A 19834-nucleotide genomic window follows, 5' to 3' on the forward strand; every position below is an offset into this window, starting at 1 on the left:
CGCGCATGTCGATTTTGACGATAATCCAGAACGTGTGCGCGGAAATCGACCTCGACCCGCCGACGGCCGTCGTGTCGTCGGCTGACCCGCAGATAAGGCAGTTGCAGATCCTGTCCTATCGCGCCGGCCGTGATCTGCTGAAGGACCATGATTGGTCGGTACTGATGACGACGCGGAATTTCACAGCGACCGGAGCAATTCCGGAGCCAACCGAGCCGCCGGCGGATTTTCAGCGCTACGTCGCCAATTCGGTGATCTGGAACACGTCCCGGCTCTGGCAGCTTAACGGCCCCGTCGAGCCTCAGTCATGGGAACGGAACACCATCCTCAATTCCAACCCGGTCCCGCAGATTTACCGCATGATGGGCGGCAAGCTGGCGTTCTTCCCGAACGATGTCGGCGAGACGCTTCGCTACGAGTACGTTTCGAAATATTGGATCGCGGTCATGGGTGGCCCAACCTATGCCGAAAATTGGGCGAACGACACCGACACGGCGCGTTTCCCGGAAGACCTCCTCGAGCTTTCGCTGATTTGGCGCTGGAAGCGCGCGAAGGGGCTGGACTACGGCGAGGAGCTCGAGAATTACGAGCGTGCGAAAGAAGCGGCTATCGGTGCCGATCGCGCCGCGCAGCCGGTGAGCCTGTCGATGCCGAACCGCGGTGAAGTTCCCGACAATTTCTGGCCCGGCATCATCCTCGCTCCGACGCTATGACAAGAAAACCCGTTCCCCCGAATGGCCGCACCGGCCGCGTCTCGCCGAGCAAAGACTGGATCGCGCCGATCGGCGGCTGGCGAACCGATGTCGAAATGGCTGACATGCCGAAGGACGCGGCGTTCCAGCTCGACAACTTCTTTCCCGAGGCGAACCGGGTGCGCGCGCGCTATGGCAATGTCGCCTTCGCAACGGGTCTAGCTGCCAACGTGCAGACGATCATCCCGTATGTCGGGGTGAGCAACCGGCTGTTTGCCGCTGCAGGGGCCAAAATATTCGATGTGACATCGGGCGGCGCGGTTGGGGCAGCAGTGGTGTCCGGTCTCTCCAGCGCTCGTTGGTCGGTTCAGCAGTACACCAATCCGGCAGGGCAGGAATACCTGCGGATGGTCAACGGCCTGGATTTGCCGCTGCTCTACAACGGCACGTCGTGGACGAACAACATCCTGGTCGGCACGACAACGCTCGCGACGCAGAACGTAGCGGTCAAGGCGGTGCAATACACCCTGAGCTTCTTCGGGACGGGCTCCGTGACGCTATCTGGCGCCTTCGCAGGCGTGCTTAATGGAACCGGCGTCGGCAACCGTGTCACGCTGACATTCACCCCGGCCGCCGGCACGCTGACCCTTACCGTGGCAGGATCGGTGACGAATGCCCAGCTGGAAACGGGCGCCGTCGCCACGCCTTATGTTTCGTCGACGATGATCACCGGCATCTCCGATCCATCGCTGCTGATTGCGGTGACCGCCTATCGCTCGAGGCTTTGGTTCATCGAGAAGAATTCGACCAATGTCTGGTATCTCGCCACCGATGCCGTCAGCGGCGCCGCGACGGTTCTGCCGGTCGGCGGCAACATGAAATATGGCGGCACGCTTATCGCGATTGGTGTCTGGACGATCCCGGTTTCCACCGGGCTGCAGCAGTGCCTAGTGTTGATGTCGTCTGAAGGCGAGGTGGTCGTCTATCAGGGGTCCGATCCTTCCAGCGTGAGCAATTGGGGCCTGATCGGGACGTTCAAGCTTGGCCGGCCGCTCGGAACCGAAAGGTGCTTCCTTTCAGTCGGTGCGGATCTGGCGATCATGACCACCGACGGTATCGTGCCGATCACGAAAGCCGTGCAGCTCGATCGAGGAGCAACCAGCCTTGGCGCCATCACCGCGAAGATCGGCCCGACCTGGCGCGAGACAGTGGCAACGGCCGGCACCACATCGGACGAATGGCAACTGGCGAGCTTTCCGGCGCGGCAGATGGCCATCGTCAACCTGCCGTCGTCTCTCGGGCCATATCAGTACGTGATGAACACCGAAACCGGGGCCTGGTGCCGCTTCGTCGGGCTTGCGGCCTCCTGCTGGGGAAATTGGCAGGACAGGCTGTTTTTCGGCGCTGCCGACGGGACGGTTTACGAAGCTGAGGTAGGGGCCAATGACAACGGGGCGGCGATCGATGCTCTCATGGTGGGAGCGTGGAACCGCTACGGCGAGGATATGGCATCCAAGTTCTCGAAGCTGATCGGCGTGACGGCGCAGATCGGCGTTTCCACGCTGATGTATGCCGGCATGTCGTTTGATTATCAGACGAAGATACCGACGGCGCTTCTGTCGACAGTCGAGAACAATGCAGCGGCGACGTGGGGCTCCGCAATCTGGGGCGTCTCGAAATTCCCCGGTCTGTCGATCGTCAGGAAATTTGCCTCCGCAGGCGGCTCTGGCTCAGCGCTGGCGCCGACGATCCGGGCGTTGATTTCCGGCGCGTCCGGTTCGGTCTCTGAAGCTGCAGTTATCGGCGGGTCGGTTCTCTATGAAAAAGGTTCCCCGATTTGATCGTCTCCGAGCCTCGCGAAGATATCGCGGCATGGGTCGGAGGCAAGATTGGGGTGAGCTTCCATCCGCCGTTCACGGCCATGGCGCAAGTCCAGGGCGGCCGGATCATCGCCGCCTACGTCTTCAACGTCTGGACGGACCACGATGTCGAGGTCTCGCTTGCTGCCGATCGGCTTTCAGCAACCTTGATGCGGGCTGTCTTCCGCTATGTCGTCGAGCAGCTCGGATGCCGCCGGGCGACATTCAGGACGCGCGCCGACAACATCGCTGCTCAGCAGGCGCTCGAAAGACTCGGCGCCCGCCTGGAAGGCCGGCAGACGGCTTACTTCGGCGACTGTGACGCGCTGCTCTATGGAATCTTGAAAGAGGACTTCCCCTATGGTCTCCACGCCTAAGGCGCCGAAAGCGCCCGACCCGACACAGACCGCGGCGGCGCAGACAGCGACGAACGTGGACACCGCTATTGCCAACGCTGGGCTGAGCCACACGAACCAGTACACGCCCGACGGCTCGCTGGAATATAAGGTCACCGGCAATACGACGATGACCGACCAGAACGGTAAGACCTACCAGCTACCGACCTATTCGGCCTATCAGACCTATTCGCCCGAGAACCAGGCGATCTACGATCAGACGCAGCAGACGCAGCTTGGCCTTGCCAAACTCGCCAACGACCAGACGGGCAAGATTTCGGGCGTGCTCGGCACCAATGTCGATTTGAGTGCCGGCAATGTGGACAAATACGTCAACGACCATTGGCAGGGCGGGTTCAACAACCAGTGGGATCGCGATCAGAAGAGCCTTGACCAAAGCCTTGCCGACAAGGGCATCTCGATGGGTTCCGAGGCCTATAACAATGCGCTGCGGGACTTCACCACGCGCAAGCAGGCTGCATCCGACCAGTATCTCGGCGACATGTATTCGAATGCCCAGAATTCGATCCTTACCGAGCGAAACCAGCCGCTGAACGAGATTTCGGCGCTTATGTCGGGCTCTCAGGTCAATCAGCCCAACTACGTCAATTCGCCGACGACGCAGCTCCCAACCGTCGACCAGGCCGGGCTGATCAATGAAAACTACAATCAGCAGATGGGCGCCTATAACCAGCAGGTAGCGAAGTCGAATGCCGCCATGGGCGGCTTGTTCGGCCTCGGCTCAGCGCTCCTCGGCGGCTGGGCAATGTCCGATCGGCGTCTGAAGCGCGATGTCCACCGGATCGGCACCACCGCCGCAGGGCTGCCCGTCTACGAATACGAGTATGTCTGGGGTGGCGGCCCGCAAGTCGGCTTCATGGCCGATGAGGTCGAGGCGGCCGCTCCAAGCGCCGTCATGGAAGGCCCTGGCGGGTTCAAGATGGTCAATTACGCGGGGGTTCTGTGATGGGCTTCATCTTCGGCGGCGATACCGGTCAATCGCAGGCAGACGTCACCGACGCCCGCAAGCGTCTTGCCGCAGCGATGCTTCAGCAGGGCACCGACACGAGCCCTATTCAATCTCCCTGGGAAGGTGCGGCGCGCATGGCGCAGGCCCTGATGGGCGGTCTCGCCGTCAAGAACCAGGCGAACCAGCAGAAAGCCGCCGACGCTCAGGTGATCGCAGCGATCACCGGGCAGCCTTACACGCCTCCAGAGCAGCCCAAGGGCTTTCTGTCGTCGATCTTCGGCGGTGGCAATAAGTCCAACCCCGGTGCAACCGGCTCTTCCATGCCCAAGACCGACAGCGGCGGCAATGTCGCGCTTCCGTCCACGGGCAAGGAATGGGAGACGATCGGACCTCGCTTGGTTGGTGACCTTTCCAAAGATTTCCAGCTTTCGCCAGAGCAGGCCGTCGGCGTCGTCGGGCCGCTTGGCCAAGAATCGGCTGGGTTTGGAACATTGCAGGAGGTGAACCCTCTTATTCCCGGTTCCCGCGGTGGCTTTGGCTATGCGCAGTGGACAGGACCGCGCCGCAAGCAGTTCGAAGCATGGTCGCAGCAGAACGGACTCGATCCGACCTCCTATGAGGCGAATTACGGATTCCTGAAGCACGAACTGATGAACACGCCAGAGGGCGCCGTCCTCGATGAACTGCGTAAAGCTCCCGATGCGATGACCGCTGGCCGTGTCTTCACCGACAAGTTTCTCCGTCCCGGCATTCCGAACTATGACAGCCGCGATGCGTGGACGAAGCGCGCAATGGCGTTCGCCAATTCTCAGGCACAAGCGCCCGGCGGGAACCCTGTCGCAGGCATGCCAACCGCATCGCCGATCCAGCCACCGCCGGTCAATCCTCCAGCACCGCCCCCGACGCCTGGCTATGTCGATCCAATGATCGCGCCGAACGCTGCTACTCCCATGCCGCAAGCGTCCGCCCCCGGCGAGGTCGCAAGCCTCGATCCGTCGATCGGCATTCCCATGCCCGGTGCAGCAGGCCAAATGCGTGCATCCGATCCAGCGCAGCCCATGCCGCCACAGGGCGCTCCGCAGGCTGCGTTGTCGCCTTTGCCGTCGTCCACGGTCGGCCCGACGCCGAACGTCGCCAGCGTGCCGTCTGTGGGGCAGGAGATCCCGCCAGAGTTCCAGAACAGCCAGCAGCTCATGAATGCCGATCCTAACAAGGGCGTTCTCCAAGCGATCCTTGGCGGCGGGTCTCCCGCATCTCCAGAGCAGGTTCAGCAGGCGCAAGCTCTCGGCGGTCAGTCAGGACAGGCACGTCTCGCCCAGGCGCTCGACAACGTTCCGCAGCAGGCACAGAACCCGATGGCGAACCCGCGCGTTCAGGCGCTGGTGCAGGCGATCACGAACCCGAACGCATCGCCGCAGGTGAAGGCGATGGCCGCGCAATCACTGCAAACCCTGATGAAGCCGCCGGAATACGGGTTCCAAGTCCTTCCTGATGGAACCGTCCTGCGCTCCGATCCGCGCAGCGGCAACCTGACGCCTGTCTATCGGTCGGAAATGTCGCAGGCCGATCAGGCCAAGATAGAGTTCGAGCGCGAGAAATTCCGGCAGGAGCAGGAAAATAGAGGCACACTGACGGCGGCCGATAAGGCGAGGATTGATCTGGAAAGACAGAAATCCGATTTCGAGAGGAACAAGCCGGTTGTCGTCCAGCCTGGGGAAACGCTGTTCAGCCCGGGTCAGGAGAAGGTTGTCTATCAGGGCACCGGCTTCAAGCCGGAAGACGTGTCGAGCCTCCGCAAGGAAATCCAGAACCTTCCGACCTACAAGAGCTATCAGCAGGCGCTTCCGTCTTACTCGTCGATGATCGACACAGCGAAGACGGACTCGAAAGCATCTGACCTGAACCTGATCTACGGTTTGGGCAAGATCATGGACCCGAACTCAGTCGTCCGCGAAGGCGAAATGACGTTGGTGCAGAACACCTCGTCATGGCCGGACTGGCTTAAAGGTGCATATGACAGCGTCACGGGCGGTTCACGGCTCGAACCCGCAACCAGAAAGGCGATCCTCGGCGAAGCGCGCAGCCGCATGACGGCCTATCGCGGAGCGCTTGATAACGACATCACACAATACCGCGGCATCATCGGCCGGCGCGGCATGAATGAGGCCGATATCCTGCCGACGCTCGGCGATATCGCGGAAGTGCCGAGTCTAACGCCGGCGCCGGCTGCTGACGTCGGTCCAGCGCCAGAAGGTGTCCCGGCCGATGTATGGGGCGCAATGACGCCCGCGGAGCGTAAGCTATGGCAGAAATGACACCCGAGCAGCAGAAAGCTATGGCGATTGCCGCCGCGCGTCTGCGTCTCAGCCAAACCCAGCAGACGCAGCAGCCCTCGGCGGCAGAGCCGCCACCTCAGACCGGCGAAGAACTGCGAGCCCGCATCTATGCTGATCTCGCTGCTAAGCGCGAGGCTGCGCCTACTCAGAGGCAGCCGGCGGTTGATCGATATGGACTGCCGGCCGACGACGCCCTTTCAGTCGCCAGGACAGGCGTCGGCGGACTCATCGAGGGTATTCCGATCATTGGGCCGCCCATTCGCTACGGTACCGAACGTGCCGCAGCGGCGACGGTCGCGGCATTCTCGGACGAAACCTACGACCAGGTCATGGATCGTATGAATGAAGCGACCAGAGCGGAAAAAGCAGCGAACCCGATCGTCGACAAGGGTGCCCAGATAACGGGAGCCGTTGCGGGGACTATTCCGGCGATCATGGCCGCTCCTGCAGCATTCGGTGCGGGCGGGGGAAGTCTGCTCCTGCGGTCTGGTATCTCTGGGTTGACCGGCGCGACCATTGGCGGGGTCGACGCCGGCGTTCGCTCTGGGGGTGACGCGGAGAAGATCAAGGAAGGCATCTATTGGGGTGGCCTGTTTGGTTTGGGTGGTCCCGCGGCCGGAAAGGTCATCGGGGCCGGCGCCAGGTCGCTTGTCGATGCTCTCCGCACGCGCACGGCAGCGCGAGTAGCCGGCATGGACCCGCAGGCGTTCGGCTATTTCCGGCGCGCAGTGACCGACGACGGTCTAGACGCGGCAACGCTGCCTCAAAGATTGGATGAGACGGGAGCAAATGCCATCCCGGCGGACCTTGGGCCGAACCTCCAGAAGCAAGCCGGCGCGGTTGCGGCAACGCCAGGACCGGGGCAGACGACGGTTAAAACCGCGCTCGCCGATCGCCAGGCCGGCGCGAACGCTCGCATTGGTCAAACGATCGATGAGACGGTGGGAACGAACGTCGTTCCCTCGGAAGTCAGAGCCGGGATTGAAGCCAATCAAGAATCCTTCGGCCCTCATTATCGCGAAGTCTTCAGGGGAGCCCGCCCGTACGACATGACCCCGATAGCAGACGCGATGGAAGCTGATATCAGCCGCCTTCGCGGACCGTCTCAGGCCCGGTTGCGGCAGGTTCGCGACATGCTGAACGTTGCGAACTCGAACGTCCTTTCCACCGATCCGGGTGTCATGTTTCAGACGCGTCAGGCAATCGATGGGCTTCTGAAGACGGAAATTGATCCGAAGGCCATTGCCACGCTGATTGAAGCCCGCCAGATGCTAGACGACGGCCTCACCCGCGCCGTTCCTCGTATCAAGGAACTTGACGCAGGATTTTCCGAGCTGGCTCGTCAAGACGAAGCACTGACACGCGGTCAGCAAGTCCTTGACAGTGGACGCACAGCGCCACGGCCGTCCGAGCTTGCTGCAGAGGTCGAGCAGGGTGTTCAGCCTCAGGGAATGCAGATCGGTCCTTCAGCGGTACCGTTGCGGCTGTCTCAGGGCGCGCGCGCCGAGATCGACCGCATCGTGGGGACGAACTCAAATGATATCGTCGCCATGAACAAGCTGATCAAGGGAGAGGGTGACTGGAACCGCGCGCGCCTCTCCACCCTCTTCGGACCGGAGAAGGCCGACCGGCTGTTCAAGGTGCTTGAGAACGAGCGCATCTATGCCGACACGGCAAACACCGTGACACGCAACAGCGAAACTGCGGCGCGCATTGCAGCTCAGAATGAGTTGGGTGGGGGCGGTGGAAATTTCGGTGTCAAGGAAGCATTCAAGGCCGGCGGCTTTCTCGGTGCAGCGCGATCGGCCGCTATCGACAAGGCTGACGACATTGTAAAGGCGCTGATGTCGAGCAATACAGGGAACGTCACCCGCGAGAGCCTGGCGCGGGCTCTTATCGGCGAGCAGCGTGAAAAGCTGGTCGAAGGTTTGATGAGAGGTCAGGCGATTGGAACGACGCCCGCTCTAGTCGATCCGGTCGTTAAAGCCCTGCTTCTGAACGCCGGTACCGCGAGGACGCGATGACGGGTCGATCCAGCAAATGAGCAAGTAAAGGGCGACCACGAATAGGACCCCGACTATAACGCCGCCTTCAAAATCGTCACCAACGACATATCGCAGCGAGTCAACGCCAGACACCACGGCGTAAAGCAATGCCGTCGTCGCGATGATACAGCCGATTTGCAGAAGTCGGATCATGGCGCAACCAATACTACACCCGTCGAGGCCTCGCAATTCGCGGGGCCGCTTCTTTTTCGGAGAAGGTGAATGCCCAGAAACCCATCGACCGGCGTCTATTCCAAGCCCGCCGGCACGACACCTTCCGTCGGCCAGGTTATCGACCCGGTGCCGTGGAACGCACTGACCACCGACCTTGGCAACGAGATTACAAACTCGCTGCCGCGCGACGGCTCGGCGCCGATGGTAGCGCCGCTGAAGGCCGCAAGCGGAACGGTGTCCGCGCCGGGCGTGGGCTTTGCCTCCAACCCGCAGACCGGCATGTATCTGAAGGGTGGCGGCCTGCTCGGGTTCACGCAGAACGGCGTTGACGTCTCCTTTGACCAGGCAATGGTCTACGCGGTCAAGTCAGGCGATTACACGGCCCTTGCTTCCGACAATAATGCAGTCCATCGCTTTACGGCGGCCGCTATCGTCACCATCACGGCCGCCGCCACGCTCGGCGCGAACTGGCACTATACCGTCATCGCCGACGGCGCAGACGTGACGATCGATCCCAACGGGGCGGAGACTATCGACGGGGCGGCCACGCTCATTGTTCCGAACGGGTATTCGGCGTTCATTATCTGCAGCGGGTCGGCGTTCTTCTCGAACAAGCTTATGACGAAGATCCTGACCAAGGCGGACAGTTCTGCCGTCGGAAGCTTTGTCGACGGGCTCACGCTTTCGAACAACACAGGCAGCCCAACCACCCATATCGATTTCGCTGCGGGGTCGGCCAGATCTGGTTCAAGCTTCGTCTCCAGCGCGGCGTCATTCACCAAGAGGGTGAGCGGGACGTGGGCGGTAGGAAGCGGCAATGGTGGGCTCGATGCCGGCTCTGTGGCCGCAAATGCCACTTATTTCGCCTATGCGCTGCGCAAGGACTCGGACCTGTCGTTTGACGTGGTTCTCTCGACCTCGGCGACGACGGGCGGCGTCACCACGACGCTGCTCACCGGCTATACGATTGTCAAATGCATCGGCGTGGTGCTGACTGACGGAAGTTCGCTCATCCGCCAGTTCGTCATGTATCCGCATGACTTCTATCAATGGGTTACCCCCATACGGGAAGCGACAAACGTCGCCATCTCAACGACCTCGGCACTCTTGGCGATTTCGGTACCCAATGGCGCGAAAGTCGAGGCGAAAATCCGCCTTATGTTCTCATCTAGCGCCACGACCAACTCCGCTCTCGTCCATGACCCGGCCAAAGGGGTTCTTGTCGCTGGTGGCAATGACTCGGGCGGAAACGTGGGCACTATGCAAGTTGCAAGCGGCTTTGCGGTCGGGGGAGGCGATGTCTGGACGAACACCAGCAGGCAGGTTCGATACGTGGCAGGTGCTGGCGGCAGTATCTGGGTTTGGAACGATGGATTCTATTTTCCATGCGGGAGGATTGCGTAATGGCTTTTGTTTCTCGATCGGATGATGGTGCAATCGACAGCGTGTTCGAACAACTGCAGCAGGGCAGGGCGGAGGAGTTTCTGTCTGATGATGATCCTGCTGTTGTAGCGTTTCGGAATGCCCCGCCCATTGTGACCTCAGTGTCGGCGCGACAATTCCGCCTGATGCTCCGGCGCTCCGGCCTCCTGGATCAGGTCAAGGCATGGGTGGCGCAGCAGGATGGCGAAACACAAGACGCCTTCGAATATAGCGGCACCTTCGTGATGGATAGCCCGATGATGAAGGCCGGTTTCGCAGCCATGGGGTTCACCGTAGAACAGCAAGACGCGTTCTTCGAAGCGGCGGCAAAGCTATGATCAAGCCGATCCTGCGCTATCTCGCGTACTTCCCGGCCAATCTTGCCTTCGTGCTCCTGGCCTTTCTCCTGTCGCCGCTGCTGGCCGCGCTGTCGCTCCTAACCGGCCCCAGGCTCCCCGGCATCCTGCAATGGTTTTCCACGCTCGACGCCAATCTGGACGGCGGCATATCCCAGCGCGTGAAGGGATATCAGCCCGATCTCACTGGCTGGGGTCTATGGTGGCAACGAACTTGCTGGATCTGTCGAAACCCCGCCCATGGCTGGCAATCGGAACTGCTGGGCATGCCGGCGGCCGGCAGCAGCATCGTCCGCCAGGTGATCAGCGAGACCCCTAAAAATCAATGGTACGTCATGGAGACTGCCGAGGGCGTGCGCTTCTTCTGCTTCAAGCGCGATCAACCGCTGTTCGGTGGCTTCTACCTCAAGCTTTGGTTTGGCTGGGTGAACAAGCCCTACGACGGCCGGAACCATCACTACGCATTTCAGATCGGGCCTAAGCGGTCCTAACCCACCCCAGAATCTGGAGCCTCCCATGCTCGTCCATAACTGGCGGCGCGTCCTCGCGCGCTCCCTGTCGCTTTGGTGCGTCTACTTCGCGGGAGCCTTTGAACTCGCGCCGTACATCGTCCCGTATCTCGATGGCTATATCCCGCCGTGGCTGTCGATCGTCCTCCTGCTTCTTTCCGTCCCGGCTCGGGTAATCGACCAGAGGCTTTCCAATGGCAAATAGATTGAAACAAGGCAGCGCCGCGGCCGCAATGGCCGTTGCTCTCGTTGGCAGCTTCGAAGGGCTCCGGCAGAACGCCTATCCCGATCCGGCCACGCGAGGCCAGCCTTGGACGATCTGCTACGGCAGCACGAACGGCGTAAAGCCAGGCGATTATAAGACGGTCGCCCAGTGCAAGGCGCTGCTCTCGCTCGAGCTCCAAACCTATGCGGCCGGCATCGAGCGGTGCGTCAAGGTTCCGTTGCCGGATGCGCGCTTCGTGGCGCTGACTTCATTCGGGTATAACGTAGGCATCAAAGCCGCGTGCGGCTCCAGCGCGATCAGGCTCATCAACCAGGGCAGGACCGCGGAAGGCTGCGAAGCCCTGTTGAAATGGAACCGCGCCGCCGGCATCGTCTTCCCCGGCCTGACTCGCCGGCGGCAGAAGGAGCGCCAGTTCTGCTTGGAGGGCCTGTGATGCTCTCCCTAATCCCCGACGTCATAAAGCTGCCGGCCGCCATCGCCCTCGGCGCCGTACTCGCCTTCTACCCGGCTCGTTGGCTCGGGCAGTCGGAAGGCAAGCAAATGGCCGCAACAGCCGCTCTCACGAAATCCGTCCAGGTTCTGCGCGAAAGGAACACGATCGATGATGAAGTTTCCACTTCTGATGCTGCCGCTTTGTGCGCTGATCTCGGGCTGCCAGACGACCAGCAAGCAGAATGTGTGCGACGGGTTCTCTCGCCTGACGCCGAGCCTGCAGACGTCGATCACCGTCCTGAAAACGGATCGTCCGTTCGCAAACCAGATTGTCAGCCACAATAAGTTCGGCGCCTCTCAAGGCTGCTGGGAGTAATCGCCGATGAGCATGATGATTGGCCTTAACATAGCGCTTACGGGTGTGGCTGTGGGAGGGGCACTTGCTCCGCCGCCCTGGGTCCCTGATCCAAACCGCTACATGCCGGCGGCGACTGGCATCCATTGGTCGCAGGGCTTTGTGCAAACCTACGCCGCCGGGCTGAACTACCAGTGCAGCAAATTGTTCTTCGGCTCGCCGGATTATCCGACGAACAATTTTCTTGTGCCATTCTTGGGGTTTGGCCTGACGGACGGCGGTAACGCACCTCAGGAGACGATCAATCCCAACGGCGACATTGTCATCGACGAGGCGTGGTTCGTTCATCCGAACGGCACGGAATATCAAATCCTGTTCGGCGGTAATCCTGGCGTCACTGTAACGGCAGCCACAGGCGTTCAGTTCGGGCAGGTGACACTTCCCGCCGATCTTCCAGCATGGTCGGTCTACGGCATCCGCACGGTTTGGCATGGCACGGTCGGCAACACCTATATCGGCGGGTACAGATGCCAGCGCCACCGGAATGAAAAGTATTGGGCGGCAACCGATCTCGCGTCGATTCAGGCGCTTGCCGCCGCCAACGGCGCGAACACAGCGGATCGTGATCCTGACGCCCGCTACAACTGCTTGGGCAACGTGTCGACGTCACAGCCTCTCGCCTACGGCCCGGCGCAGATCTTCGCCAAGGGATGGGACGGCCGGCCGGTGGCGATGGTGCCTTCCGACAGCCTGGTCGAACGGCAGGAGCTCGCGGCCTCGGCCGATGCTCGGCGCAACATGGGCGTGCTCGGCCGCTACCTCGACGAGGACGATGATGTCTGGGGCAGCACGCCGCACATCTTCATGGGCCTGCCTGGCGCGAAGTCTCAAAACGAGCTGACGACCAATGCCATGAAGCGATGGGACAGCTTCCTCGACGTGGTGAAGAACACCTATAACGGCGGCCTGAATCCGTGGACCTTTGTGCTCGACCAGTCGGGCCGAAACGACAATAACGCCACGGCGAGCACCTGGGCCAACTTCAAGTTCGGCCTCGTCGATCGCATCAAGACCCGATACGGCGCAGGTACCCACGTTGTCGGCATGACTATCCAGCCCACCGTGACCTCAAACCCGTCAAACCAGAACTATCATGCGCTGGCAAATATCTCCGTCGCAACGCTCTGGGACGCGGTTGCCGGCACGCTGAAAGCTGCCAATGACCTTATCAACGCTTCGACGAGATATGCCAAGGTGATCGACATCGTGCCCTATTGGTCCGATGATCGCGCCCTCGGCAAGCCGCCCACGCCAGAGCTCTTTCCGATCGGCAACGTCGTTGGCCATCCCGGCAATCAGGATGGCGTCACCACATGGTCTACCATCGTGCTGCCGTTGCAGGTGCCGCTCGGCTGCCGTATCCAGTTCGAATACCAGCCAGGGCTTTACACTTCGCGGACGATCCGCGACCTGGTTGACAATGGCAACGGCACGTGGACAGGGACCGTCAACGGCGATGAGGTCTTTGCGACGAATGTTCAGGACAACGCCCCGCTCTTCTACATGACGCAGACAGACGGCATCCATTCGGCTCTGCACGGCGTTCTCTATATGGCCGGCCGCATCCCCCTGTCCGAAAAGCTGAAATTCTATCCATAGGCATTCCAGGCGATGACATCCAATGACGATATCCTCCGCGCGCTCGGCCGTGTCGAAGGCAGATTAACCGGCATAGAAGAAAGCGTCTCCCTCTTGCGGGAGGATGTCAGCGACGAGAAGGATAACGCTCACGAAAGCCGGTCGGTGATCCACCGGCGCCTTGATGAGCAAGCGAGGCAGATCCATCTTCTCGACATGACCGTAACCGTCAGCAGCAACGTCGATGGTCAGATCCGCGAGGAAATCAAAACCCTCAAGGATACTGTCGAGAAGAACCACGAAGCGGTCGCCCCCACTCTTGAGGAGTGGAAAAAAATGAAAACTCTCGGCTACGGGATTTCAGGGCTTATTGCCTTTGCCGGCCTCACGATCGGCGGGGTTGTCGCCCATATGAGCGATGGCGCGGTAGCGGCGTTACGGCATTGGCTGAAAATCAATTGAGGTATGCCAATGCCAAAAAAGACCCCGCTTCGGAGCGGGGCTAAGGTTGAGGTGGGTCGCATAGCGAAGTGTAACGAATCTCCGCACGGCCCGAAGGTTTTACGATCAACCGAGCATATTGTTCCCGTGCCGACAAATTTTTTTTAATCAGTCGCACCAATCATTCCGCCGCTTCGCGCCCCACGTCCTGGCCCGTCCGATCCTTGTGGCGCTCGATGTCTCGCAATGCCTCAATGAGTAACGCAAACTCGCTTAATCAAGGCGGCAAGTTGATCACCCTCAAGGATCGCATAACGATGGTGGCCTGTACGGATTAGGATCTCGATCGCCGGAAGCTCGTCTAATAGCTTCCCCGCGTATTCGATGGCTGCTTGCAAAGAGATGAACTCTTTGTTCGCAGTGCCGGGGCACCAGCTGTGAACTGTGATCGGAGTGGTGGAATACGTCGACATCATTTCAGGCAACTTCGTCTCCACCAGTTTAGCGAGAGTCATCCATATCAGGAATCAACCTCTCGTACGACATGGAAAACCAAATCTGGTTACTGGTCGGTTCACGACTGCGCGAACGAGGTAACCTCGGTGATTGTAAAAAAGGCCCCGATCGGGGCAAATCCGCGAACATGGAATGGACCATCGGGGCGGCTAACTCCGATGAGTCCCGAGCCGCTAGCACGCCAACAGCCGATAGGTTCCCCGAGTCATAAAAAAACCCCGCGCGTGCGGGGCCAGTGATCGGGGTGGTACTTTTTAGCAATCGCCCAAGGGCGCTGCGAAGTTCTTCTTGGCGCACTTTGTCTTTGATTTGCAATGACTATTTCGTTGGATAAGTTACTCGACGTACGTACTGCAGAATAGTTACTCACTAAATGTACGTCTTGGGCAGTATTTGTGAATATACACTGGAATTGTCTTTGGTATCGTGCGTTTGGCCGCTTGGCGATGTTGCAAAACCCCACGCAATTAACTCCTGTGCGCTGGGCGGCCGTCCTTTTGATTTAACTGCGGTCTCAAGATTGCTCGTTCAATTTCTCGGAGAGATGGCGCGGCAACGCGTCCCGGTCCGGTGAGGTCTGGAGCGCATCGACAGCCGTCGTAAGGGCAAGCTGTCCGCGGCTGCTGTGAATGTTGCAATGATGCTGAGAGCACCATTCGGTTACGGCATCGACCACAACTTCGATATCATGGTCGGAAAGGGAGGTCAGCGCTGGAAACATCTAGGTGGTCCATAGATCTGTGGACGAGGCTGTTGGACTAGTTTCGGCGATCCAACCTGAACATCAGATGAAGGGGCAACGGGGAGGGGCAGTATGCTCAATCACACCAGTCGTTGCGCCGCTTCGGGCTCCATGTCCTGGCGAATCCCTCCCGAAGCAGCGTCTTACCGATTTCTTCACCATTCTTTCGGTAGATGTTGACTAACGGCCGGTGCGTTTGTGTCTTGTCCACCGCGCCGCTGAACACAACGCGCAGTCCCTTTTCAGCCAGCAGCTCTTTCAACCTGCCCTTGGCGATCAACGCCAGCTTCCGTTCTTTGATGCACTTCGCGTGCGACCCGATCTCCGGTGTATCGATGCCCGAGACGAACGGAACACCTTCCCCCAGCAGTCGCATATTCTGCCCGTCGCATTTCACCGTGTCGCCGTCGACGACGCTCAGGGATACGCAGATAATCAGTCCAGCAATCATCGCAGTATCTATTTGTTCGTCGTCATGATTGGCTCGCCCCTCGGAACGCTTCGCATCATCTCGAGCAGCTCTTCCATACAATCTCTTGCCTGCTCACAGCCTCCTATGAGCGCGCTTCGCTGGTCTCGATCGTCGATGGCGTGGGCAGCCATTTCGATCAAGCGGAGCTGATCCTTGAGGCTATTGCCCTTGTCGACCAGGTCTATTCGGTGGTTCATAGGTTCTCCGCAAAACTACCTCAGCTCCTGAGGCTTTAGAGCACTGATGGGAGCTATCGTTATCGCCTCCGCATATAGGCTTTCGCGCTACTTCGAACCGCGAGCTTCATCCAGGAGTGTATTAGCCACGACACCGGTGATCTCCTTGTGGTAGATGCCAAAATGCTGAAGGCTGAAGGGGCCATCGTCCTTTCCGTTGGAAAGACCGGCCTGCTTCAAATAGAAAAGAAGGTCACTCCGGGAAACATAACAGCCCAGCGTCTTGGTCCATGTGTATAGTTCGTTGAAGGCCCCGAGACCCACCAACTCATTGGCCGATCTAAATAAATCAACACAGAGCGTTGACGTCTCCGAAAGCTCCCACAGTGCATACTCAGAAGTGGCAGTGAGCCGATGGATACGAGCGCTATCGGTAGTGTTCATCTCCTTTTTTAGCCAGTCCAACACTGTCGGAGAGTTCCGTGGTATTCGGCTATCAAAGCTCTTCCAATACGCGAGCCCGGCTTGGGCGAGCGTTTTGCGATCAGCAACGCCCATTGGCGTCATGCCAAAGTGGGTAGCGGACATTACTGCTTTGTCGAGTTCAAGTGTGCTGGCCGCTGCGGGTATCGCTGAGCAGAATGCCAGCACGACTATCACGACTCTCATTTTCAGACCTCGCGGCGGGCTCATGCTGACCCGTCCACATCGCTATCTTCGTCGAGGTTGTGCACCGGCAGATAGGTGTTCTTCTCCATCCACTCCCGCACGATGAACCTGATCGTATCATTGCGCGTCATGCCAAGCTCGCCGGCTAGGTCGCGCAAGGCGTCCTCGACGTCATCCTCCATCGAAACGGCGCCGGCATTGCGCAGCCGCAGGGCGGCCCGACGAAGCATGATCTGGAGGTCCGCTCGCGAGATATCTGCGATCCGGTCGGCGGCCTCCTCTAGAAGGGTGGCGGTATCGGGCGAGGTCATCAGTTTCCTTCTCTGTCCGCCCTGCCGTGGTCGGGCATTTTACCTTGGTTCTTCTGCTGTTTGCGTTGAGTCAAGCCAGTCAAAAAGCTTCTCAGGCGGTGCAGGTATGGTGGTCTCGTCCGGGATCAGTTCAATCTTGCTTGGCGGGGTGAAAAAGAATTCGCCACTTCTGTCTTTTGGCCAAATCGCCTGGAACACATCAGAAATCGTGGCATTCGGCGGAAAGGTGTATGCTTTCGTCGGCGCCGCTTCCTTCGCTCCAACTCCTTCCGTTCTCGGAAAGCTCGCGACGACCACGAAACGCTCGGCCTTGTTGCTCATGCTATCCATTCGAATCTCCTTTGAAAGGATGGAGTATAACACGGCCGTGGCCCAGCAATCTGATCTGTGCCCGCTATCCGACTTATCAACAGGTGCCAAATTCCCTTCCTCGGCAAAGCTGCTTCAAAACGGCGCGCGATCCTGTGGATGTTAGCCCTTCTGAAAGGTTCTCCGCACGAAGCGTTGGAAAGCTTCTCGGCTCTCTCCCTAGAAAACAGCGGCCGGCTGCCGCTGGCGAACGCCAGAGGAAGCCCAATGCAAGACAACGTGAGACCAATAGCCCCCGTCAGTATCGCAGGCCTTAATCCACAGATGCCGCCCAGCGGAATGCCGATCTTCGAGCTGGTCAAACCAGTCGATCTTTTCGTTGACCCCGCCTATCAGCGGAATGTCAGCGAAAAAGGAATGCGCCAGATCCGCCGCATTATTGAGGGTTTCGACTGGGCGAAATTCAAACCTCCAATTTGCGCATATGCAGAGAATGACGGTGAAACCATTCTCAAGGTCCTCGACGGGCAGCACACAGCAATCGCCGCAGCATCCAATCCTCACATTGGTGTTATTCCGGTCATGATAGTTGACGCGGAAGATACGATCGCCCAGGCGAAGGCTTTCATCGGGCAGAACACCGAACGTCTCGGAGTTACCACCCTGCAGCTTCATCAGGCTGCGCTTGCCGCGGCTGATGAGGATGCCCAAACTCTTGAGCTGGTTTGCTCCCGAGCGAACATCAAAGTCTTGAAGACTACAAACGCTTACACCGGGACCGGAACGCGCCAGACTATCGCGGTGAAGCAGGTTGAAGCGCTCATCAGCCGACGCGGCCCAAAGCTCGCGAGGGAAATTCTTGAGGTGCTGGCCAACGCAGAGCGAGGCCCACTCACAGCTCCTCAGATCAAGGCAGTCGAGCTGCTGCTGACCGATCCTGAATATCATGAGAGGATCACTCCAGAGGATCTTACAGAGGCCATCGTGGATTTGCTGTTTACCGCCGAGGACGAAGCCAAGATATTTGCCGCAACGCATAAGGTGCAATTCTGGAGGGCCTTGGCGATCACCTGGTTTCGAAAGTGCAAAAAGCGGAAACAGCCGTTGGCGCGGGTAGCGTGACGGCCGCTTCGTCCCTTTCCTAAGAATGGTCCGCTTTCCGCGGGACGCCGACATCGACGTTGGCGGCGTCCGGCACAGCCCTTGATTTGAGATAATCGGCAACCGCGCGCTTGAGAGCGATTTGCCAAGTTCCCAAGCTGATCTCAATCTGTTCACCCTGTCGGCTGTTGTGACCAGAACGGACCTCCGCTACCATCTGTTTTCATTACATAAAATGCGAATTTTGGAGGCCGAAAAGACGGCCTCTTTTTTTGGCGTGATGGCACACTGGTGGCAACCACCAAACGTGGCGGTGAGGGGACAAAACCAGTCCGGCCCTGATCTGCAGGATTCCCGCCAACGCTGAGGACAGGCCTATCTGTAGAGCGTCAGAAGCAACAGAGGCATCTTCGTCGCCCAAAGGTGGGATGCTACAGCGATAATAATAGCCCATACGGCGAGCGAGAACATGACCGCCGCTAACCTGATCCCGACTGGCTGCATCATTTCCTCCATCCCAGCATAATCGTGCCCCCTCGAACGATCCAATGCTAGCAAGATGCAGGCCCGTCAGCTATCGCAAGAAATTGGTACCCAGATAGGCGCCGCAGAGCGCAGTCGGTGAAGGTGCACAGATTTCGGTGATGCGGCGCCCTTTCCCATCAATCAGACGATGAAATGAAAGTTGTCGTATTGCGCGCCGTAATAATCCGGGCCGCTCGTTTCGTTGATGACGGGTTCGGTGTCGAGCACGAGAGAGTCGATTTCGCCGTAGGCGCTGAGATCGATCACTTGCGGGTCATGAATGCTGTCGGCGGTGACGTTGACTGTGACCAAGAATACGGTATCGCCGTCCAGCTTACCTTCGATCGTCAGAACGTTGTCATAGTCCGATGTGCCGTTTGCGACACTGAATTGCTCGATCTGAAAGTTGCCGCCATCGGCGGCTTGGATGGGTGTCCAGAACACGCCTCCTCCCAGATAGTGGTTGCCATCCGCTTCCTCCCGCACAGTCGCGTCGTCACCATCGTACCAGGCGCCCCAATCGAAGCCTTTGTAGCCCGTCGGGAAGTCGTGGTTGCCGACATCCTCGAAATTGACGAAGACGTCGCCGCGTTCCGGCAGGTCGACCGCGATGTTGAGCAAGCCGAAATCGGTGGCGCCTTTGCCATCCGAGATCTTGAAATTGAACTGGTCGACGAGTTGGTCTCCCGGGCCGAGCGCTGATACCACCGGGTTGGTGTGATCGAGCTCATATGTGTAGTTACCGTTGGAATAGACGGTCAGAGTGCCGTATTTTCCCTCGACTGTGGTGGTCGTGGCAGGCCCGTTCGGATCGGCCGGTTGCGGAATTCGCTGTCCATTGACGAAGTTGAGACGCACCTGATCTCCGTCGGCATCCACCGAACTGGTATTGTCCAGGATGTTGCCGTCGATCGGGTTGTCGATGTTGAAAATAGGCTGGTATACATCACCTGCGACCGGCTTGTGGTTTGCCATTTCTACCTCCCGTGTGATTTTCTGTTCGACTATGCAACCCTATCGGGTATCTGGCAACCGAAATTGATGGAGCGTCAAAGCAATTCCGCCCGTCAACGCCACACATTCCGGTCGATTACAGCTCAACTGTTCAAGTAAAGGGAGCGGCATAAACGTCGATCCTGTTGATGAACCAGGATTTACGTCTG

21 protein-coding genes are annotated in these 19834 nt (G+C 59.3%); 15 read left to right on the forward strand and 6 right to left on the reverse strand.

The window, feature by feature from the left end:
* The first annotated feature begins 5 nt into the window (after positions 1-5).
* From HX898_RS26270 to HX898_RS26335, 14 genes are all read left to right on the forward strand, one after another.
* The gene (locus HX898_RS26270; RefSeq protein WP_180196210.1) at positions 6-713 is read left to right on the forward strand and encodes a hypothetical protein; all 708 of its coding nucleotides are present in this window, start codon (positions 6-8) and stop codon (positions 711-713) included.
* Positions 710-2533 carry a hypothetical protein gene (locus tag HX898_RS26275; RefSeq protein ID WP_180196211.1) on the forward strand — a complete coding sequence of 608 codons (1824 nt, stop codon included), beginning with the start codon at positions 710-712 and terminating at the stop codon, positions 2531-2533. Before HX898_RS26270 ends, HX898_RS26275 begins: the two co-directional genes overlap by 4 nt.
* A complete protein-coding gene (locus tag HX898_RS26280; protein WP_180196212.1) occupies positions 2530-2928 on the forward strand; it encodes a GNAT family protein in 399 nt (132 codons plus the stop codon). Before HX898_RS26275 ends, HX898_RS26280 begins: the two co-directional genes overlap by 4 nt.
* On the forward strand, positions 2912-3913 hold the full coding sequence (locus HX898_RS26285; RefSeq protein WP_180196213.1) for a tail fiber domain-containing protein: 1002 nt from the start codon (positions 2912-2914) through the stop codon (positions 3911-3913). The genes HX898_RS26280 and HX898_RS26285 overlap by 17 nt, the downstream gene beginning before the upstream one ends.
* Positions 3913-6231 (forward strand): phage tail tip lysozyme, encoded by a 2319-nt coding sequence (locus HX898_RS26290; RefSeq protein ID WP_180196214.1) that lies wholly within the window; start codon positions 3913-3915, stop codon positions 6229-6231. Before HX898_RS26285 ends, HX898_RS26290 begins: the two co-directional genes overlap by 1 nt.
* A complete protein-coding gene (locus HX898_RS26295) occupies positions 6219-8276 on the forward strand; it encodes a hypothetical protein (protein ID WP_180196215.1) in 2058 nt (685 codons plus the stop codon). Before HX898_RS26290 ends, HX898_RS26295 begins: the two co-directional genes overlap by 13 nt.
* Before the next feature lie 243 nt (positions 8277-8519).
* Positions 8520-9875, forward strand: coding sequence for a hypothetical protein (locus tag HX898_RS26300; protein WP_180196216.1), 1356 nt, complete (start codon positions 8520-8522; stop codon positions 9873-9875).
* On the forward strand, positions 9875-10231 hold the full coding sequence (locus tag HX898_RS26305; RefSeq protein ID WP_180196217.1) for a hypothetical protein: 357 nt from the start codon (positions 9875-9877) through the stop codon (positions 10229-10231). Before HX898_RS26300 ends, HX898_RS26305 begins: the two co-directional genes overlap by 1 nt.
* Positions 10228-10740, forward strand: a complete 513-nt coding sequence (locus tag HX898_RS26310) for a hypothetical protein (RefSeq protein WP_180196218.1) — start codon at positions 10228-10230, stop codon at positions 10738-10740. The genes HX898_RS26305 and HX898_RS26310 overlap by 4 nt, the downstream gene beginning before the upstream one ends.
* A 25-nt stretch (positions 10741-10765) precedes the next feature.
* On the forward strand, positions 10766-10963 hold the full coding sequence (locus tag HX898_RS26315; protein ID WP_130657160.1) for a hypothetical protein: 198 nt from the start codon (positions 10766-10768) through the stop codon (positions 10961-10963).
* The gene (locus HX898_RS26320; protein ID WP_180196219.1) at positions 10953-11417 is read left to right on the forward strand and encodes a lysozyme; all 465 of its coding nucleotides are present in this window, start codon (positions 10953-10955) and stop codon (positions 11415-11417) included. Before HX898_RS26315 ends, HX898_RS26320 begins: the two co-directional genes overlap by 11 nt.
* Before the next feature lie 168 nt (positions 11418-11585).
* Positions 11586-11792 (forward strand): hypothetical protein, encoded by a 207-nt coding sequence (locus HX898_RS26325; protein WP_180196220.1) that lies wholly within the window; start codon positions 11586-11588, stop codon positions 11790-11792.
* A 12-nt stretch (positions 11793-11804) separates the two neighbouring features.
* Entirely contained in the window at positions 11805-13430 is a 1626-nt protein-coding gene (locus tag HX898_RS26330) for a hypothetical protein (protein ID WP_180196240.1), read from the forward strand.
* Positions 13431-13442: 12 nt separating this feature from the next.
* A complete protein-coding gene (locus HX898_RS26335; protein WP_180196221.1) occupies positions 13443-13871 on the forward strand; it encodes a DUF1515 domain-containing protein in 429 nt (142 codons plus the stop codon).
* Between the two features lie 1009 nt (positions 13872-14880).
* On the opposite strand, the gene HX898_RS33060 is transcribed toward HX898_RS26335, so the two are convergent.
* From HX898_RS33060 to HX898_RS26355, 5 genes are all read right to left on the reverse strand, one after another.
* Positions 14881-15087, reverse strand: a complete 207-nt coding sequence (locus HX898_RS33060; protein ID WP_210273240.1) for a hypothetical protein — start codon at positions 15085-15087, stop codon at positions 14881-14883.
* A 97-nt stretch (positions 15088-15184) separates the two neighbouring features.
* Positions 15185-15559 (reverse strand): thermonuclease family protein, encoded by a 375-nt coding sequence (locus HX898_RS26340; RefSeq protein ID WP_180196222.1) that lies wholly within the window; start codon positions 15557-15559, stop codon positions 15185-15187.
* A gap of 305 nt (positions 15560-15864) precedes the next feature.
* Positions 15865-16425: a hypothetical protein gene (locus HX898_RS26345; protein ID WP_180196223.1), complete on the reverse strand. Its 561-nt coding sequence runs from the start codon at positions 16423-16425 to the stop codon at positions 15865-15867.
* A 20-nt stretch (positions 16426-16445) separates the two neighbouring features.
* Positions 16446-16736 carry a CopG family transcriptional regulator gene (locus HX898_RS26350; RefSeq protein WP_180196224.1) on the reverse strand — a complete coding sequence of 97 codons (291 nt, stop codon included), beginning with the start codon at positions 16734-16736 and terminating at the stop codon, positions 16446-16448.
* A gap of 39 nt (positions 16737-16775) precedes the next feature.
* On the reverse strand, positions 16776-17066 hold the full coding sequence (locus tag HX898_RS26355; protein ID WP_180196225.1) for a hypothetical protein: 291 nt from the start codon (positions 17064-17066) through the stop codon (positions 16776-16778).
* Positions 17067-17204: 138 nt separating this feature from the next.
* On the opposite strand from HX898_RS26355, the gene HX898_RS26360 reads away from it, so the two are divergent.
* Entirely contained in the window at positions 17205-18167 is a 963-nt protein-coding gene (locus HX898_RS26360) for a hypothetical protein (protein ID WP_180196226.1), read from the forward strand.
* 645 nt (positions 18168-18812) lie between these two features.
* On the opposite strand, the gene HX898_RS26365 is transcribed toward HX898_RS26360, so the two are convergent.
* Positions 18813-19664, reverse strand: coding sequence for a VCBS domain-containing protein (locus HX898_RS26365; RefSeq protein ID WP_348647903.1), 852 nt, complete (start codon positions 19662-19664; stop codon positions 18813-18815).
* Positions 19665-19834: the final 170 nt, after the last annotated feature.

Origin of the sequence: Rhizobium sp. WYCCWR 11128, from assembly GCF_013416305.1 — a bacterium.
Taxonomy (GTDB): domain Bacteria; phylum Pseudomonadota; class Alphaproteobacteria; order Rhizobiales; family Rhizobiaceae; genus Rhizobium; species Rhizobium indicum.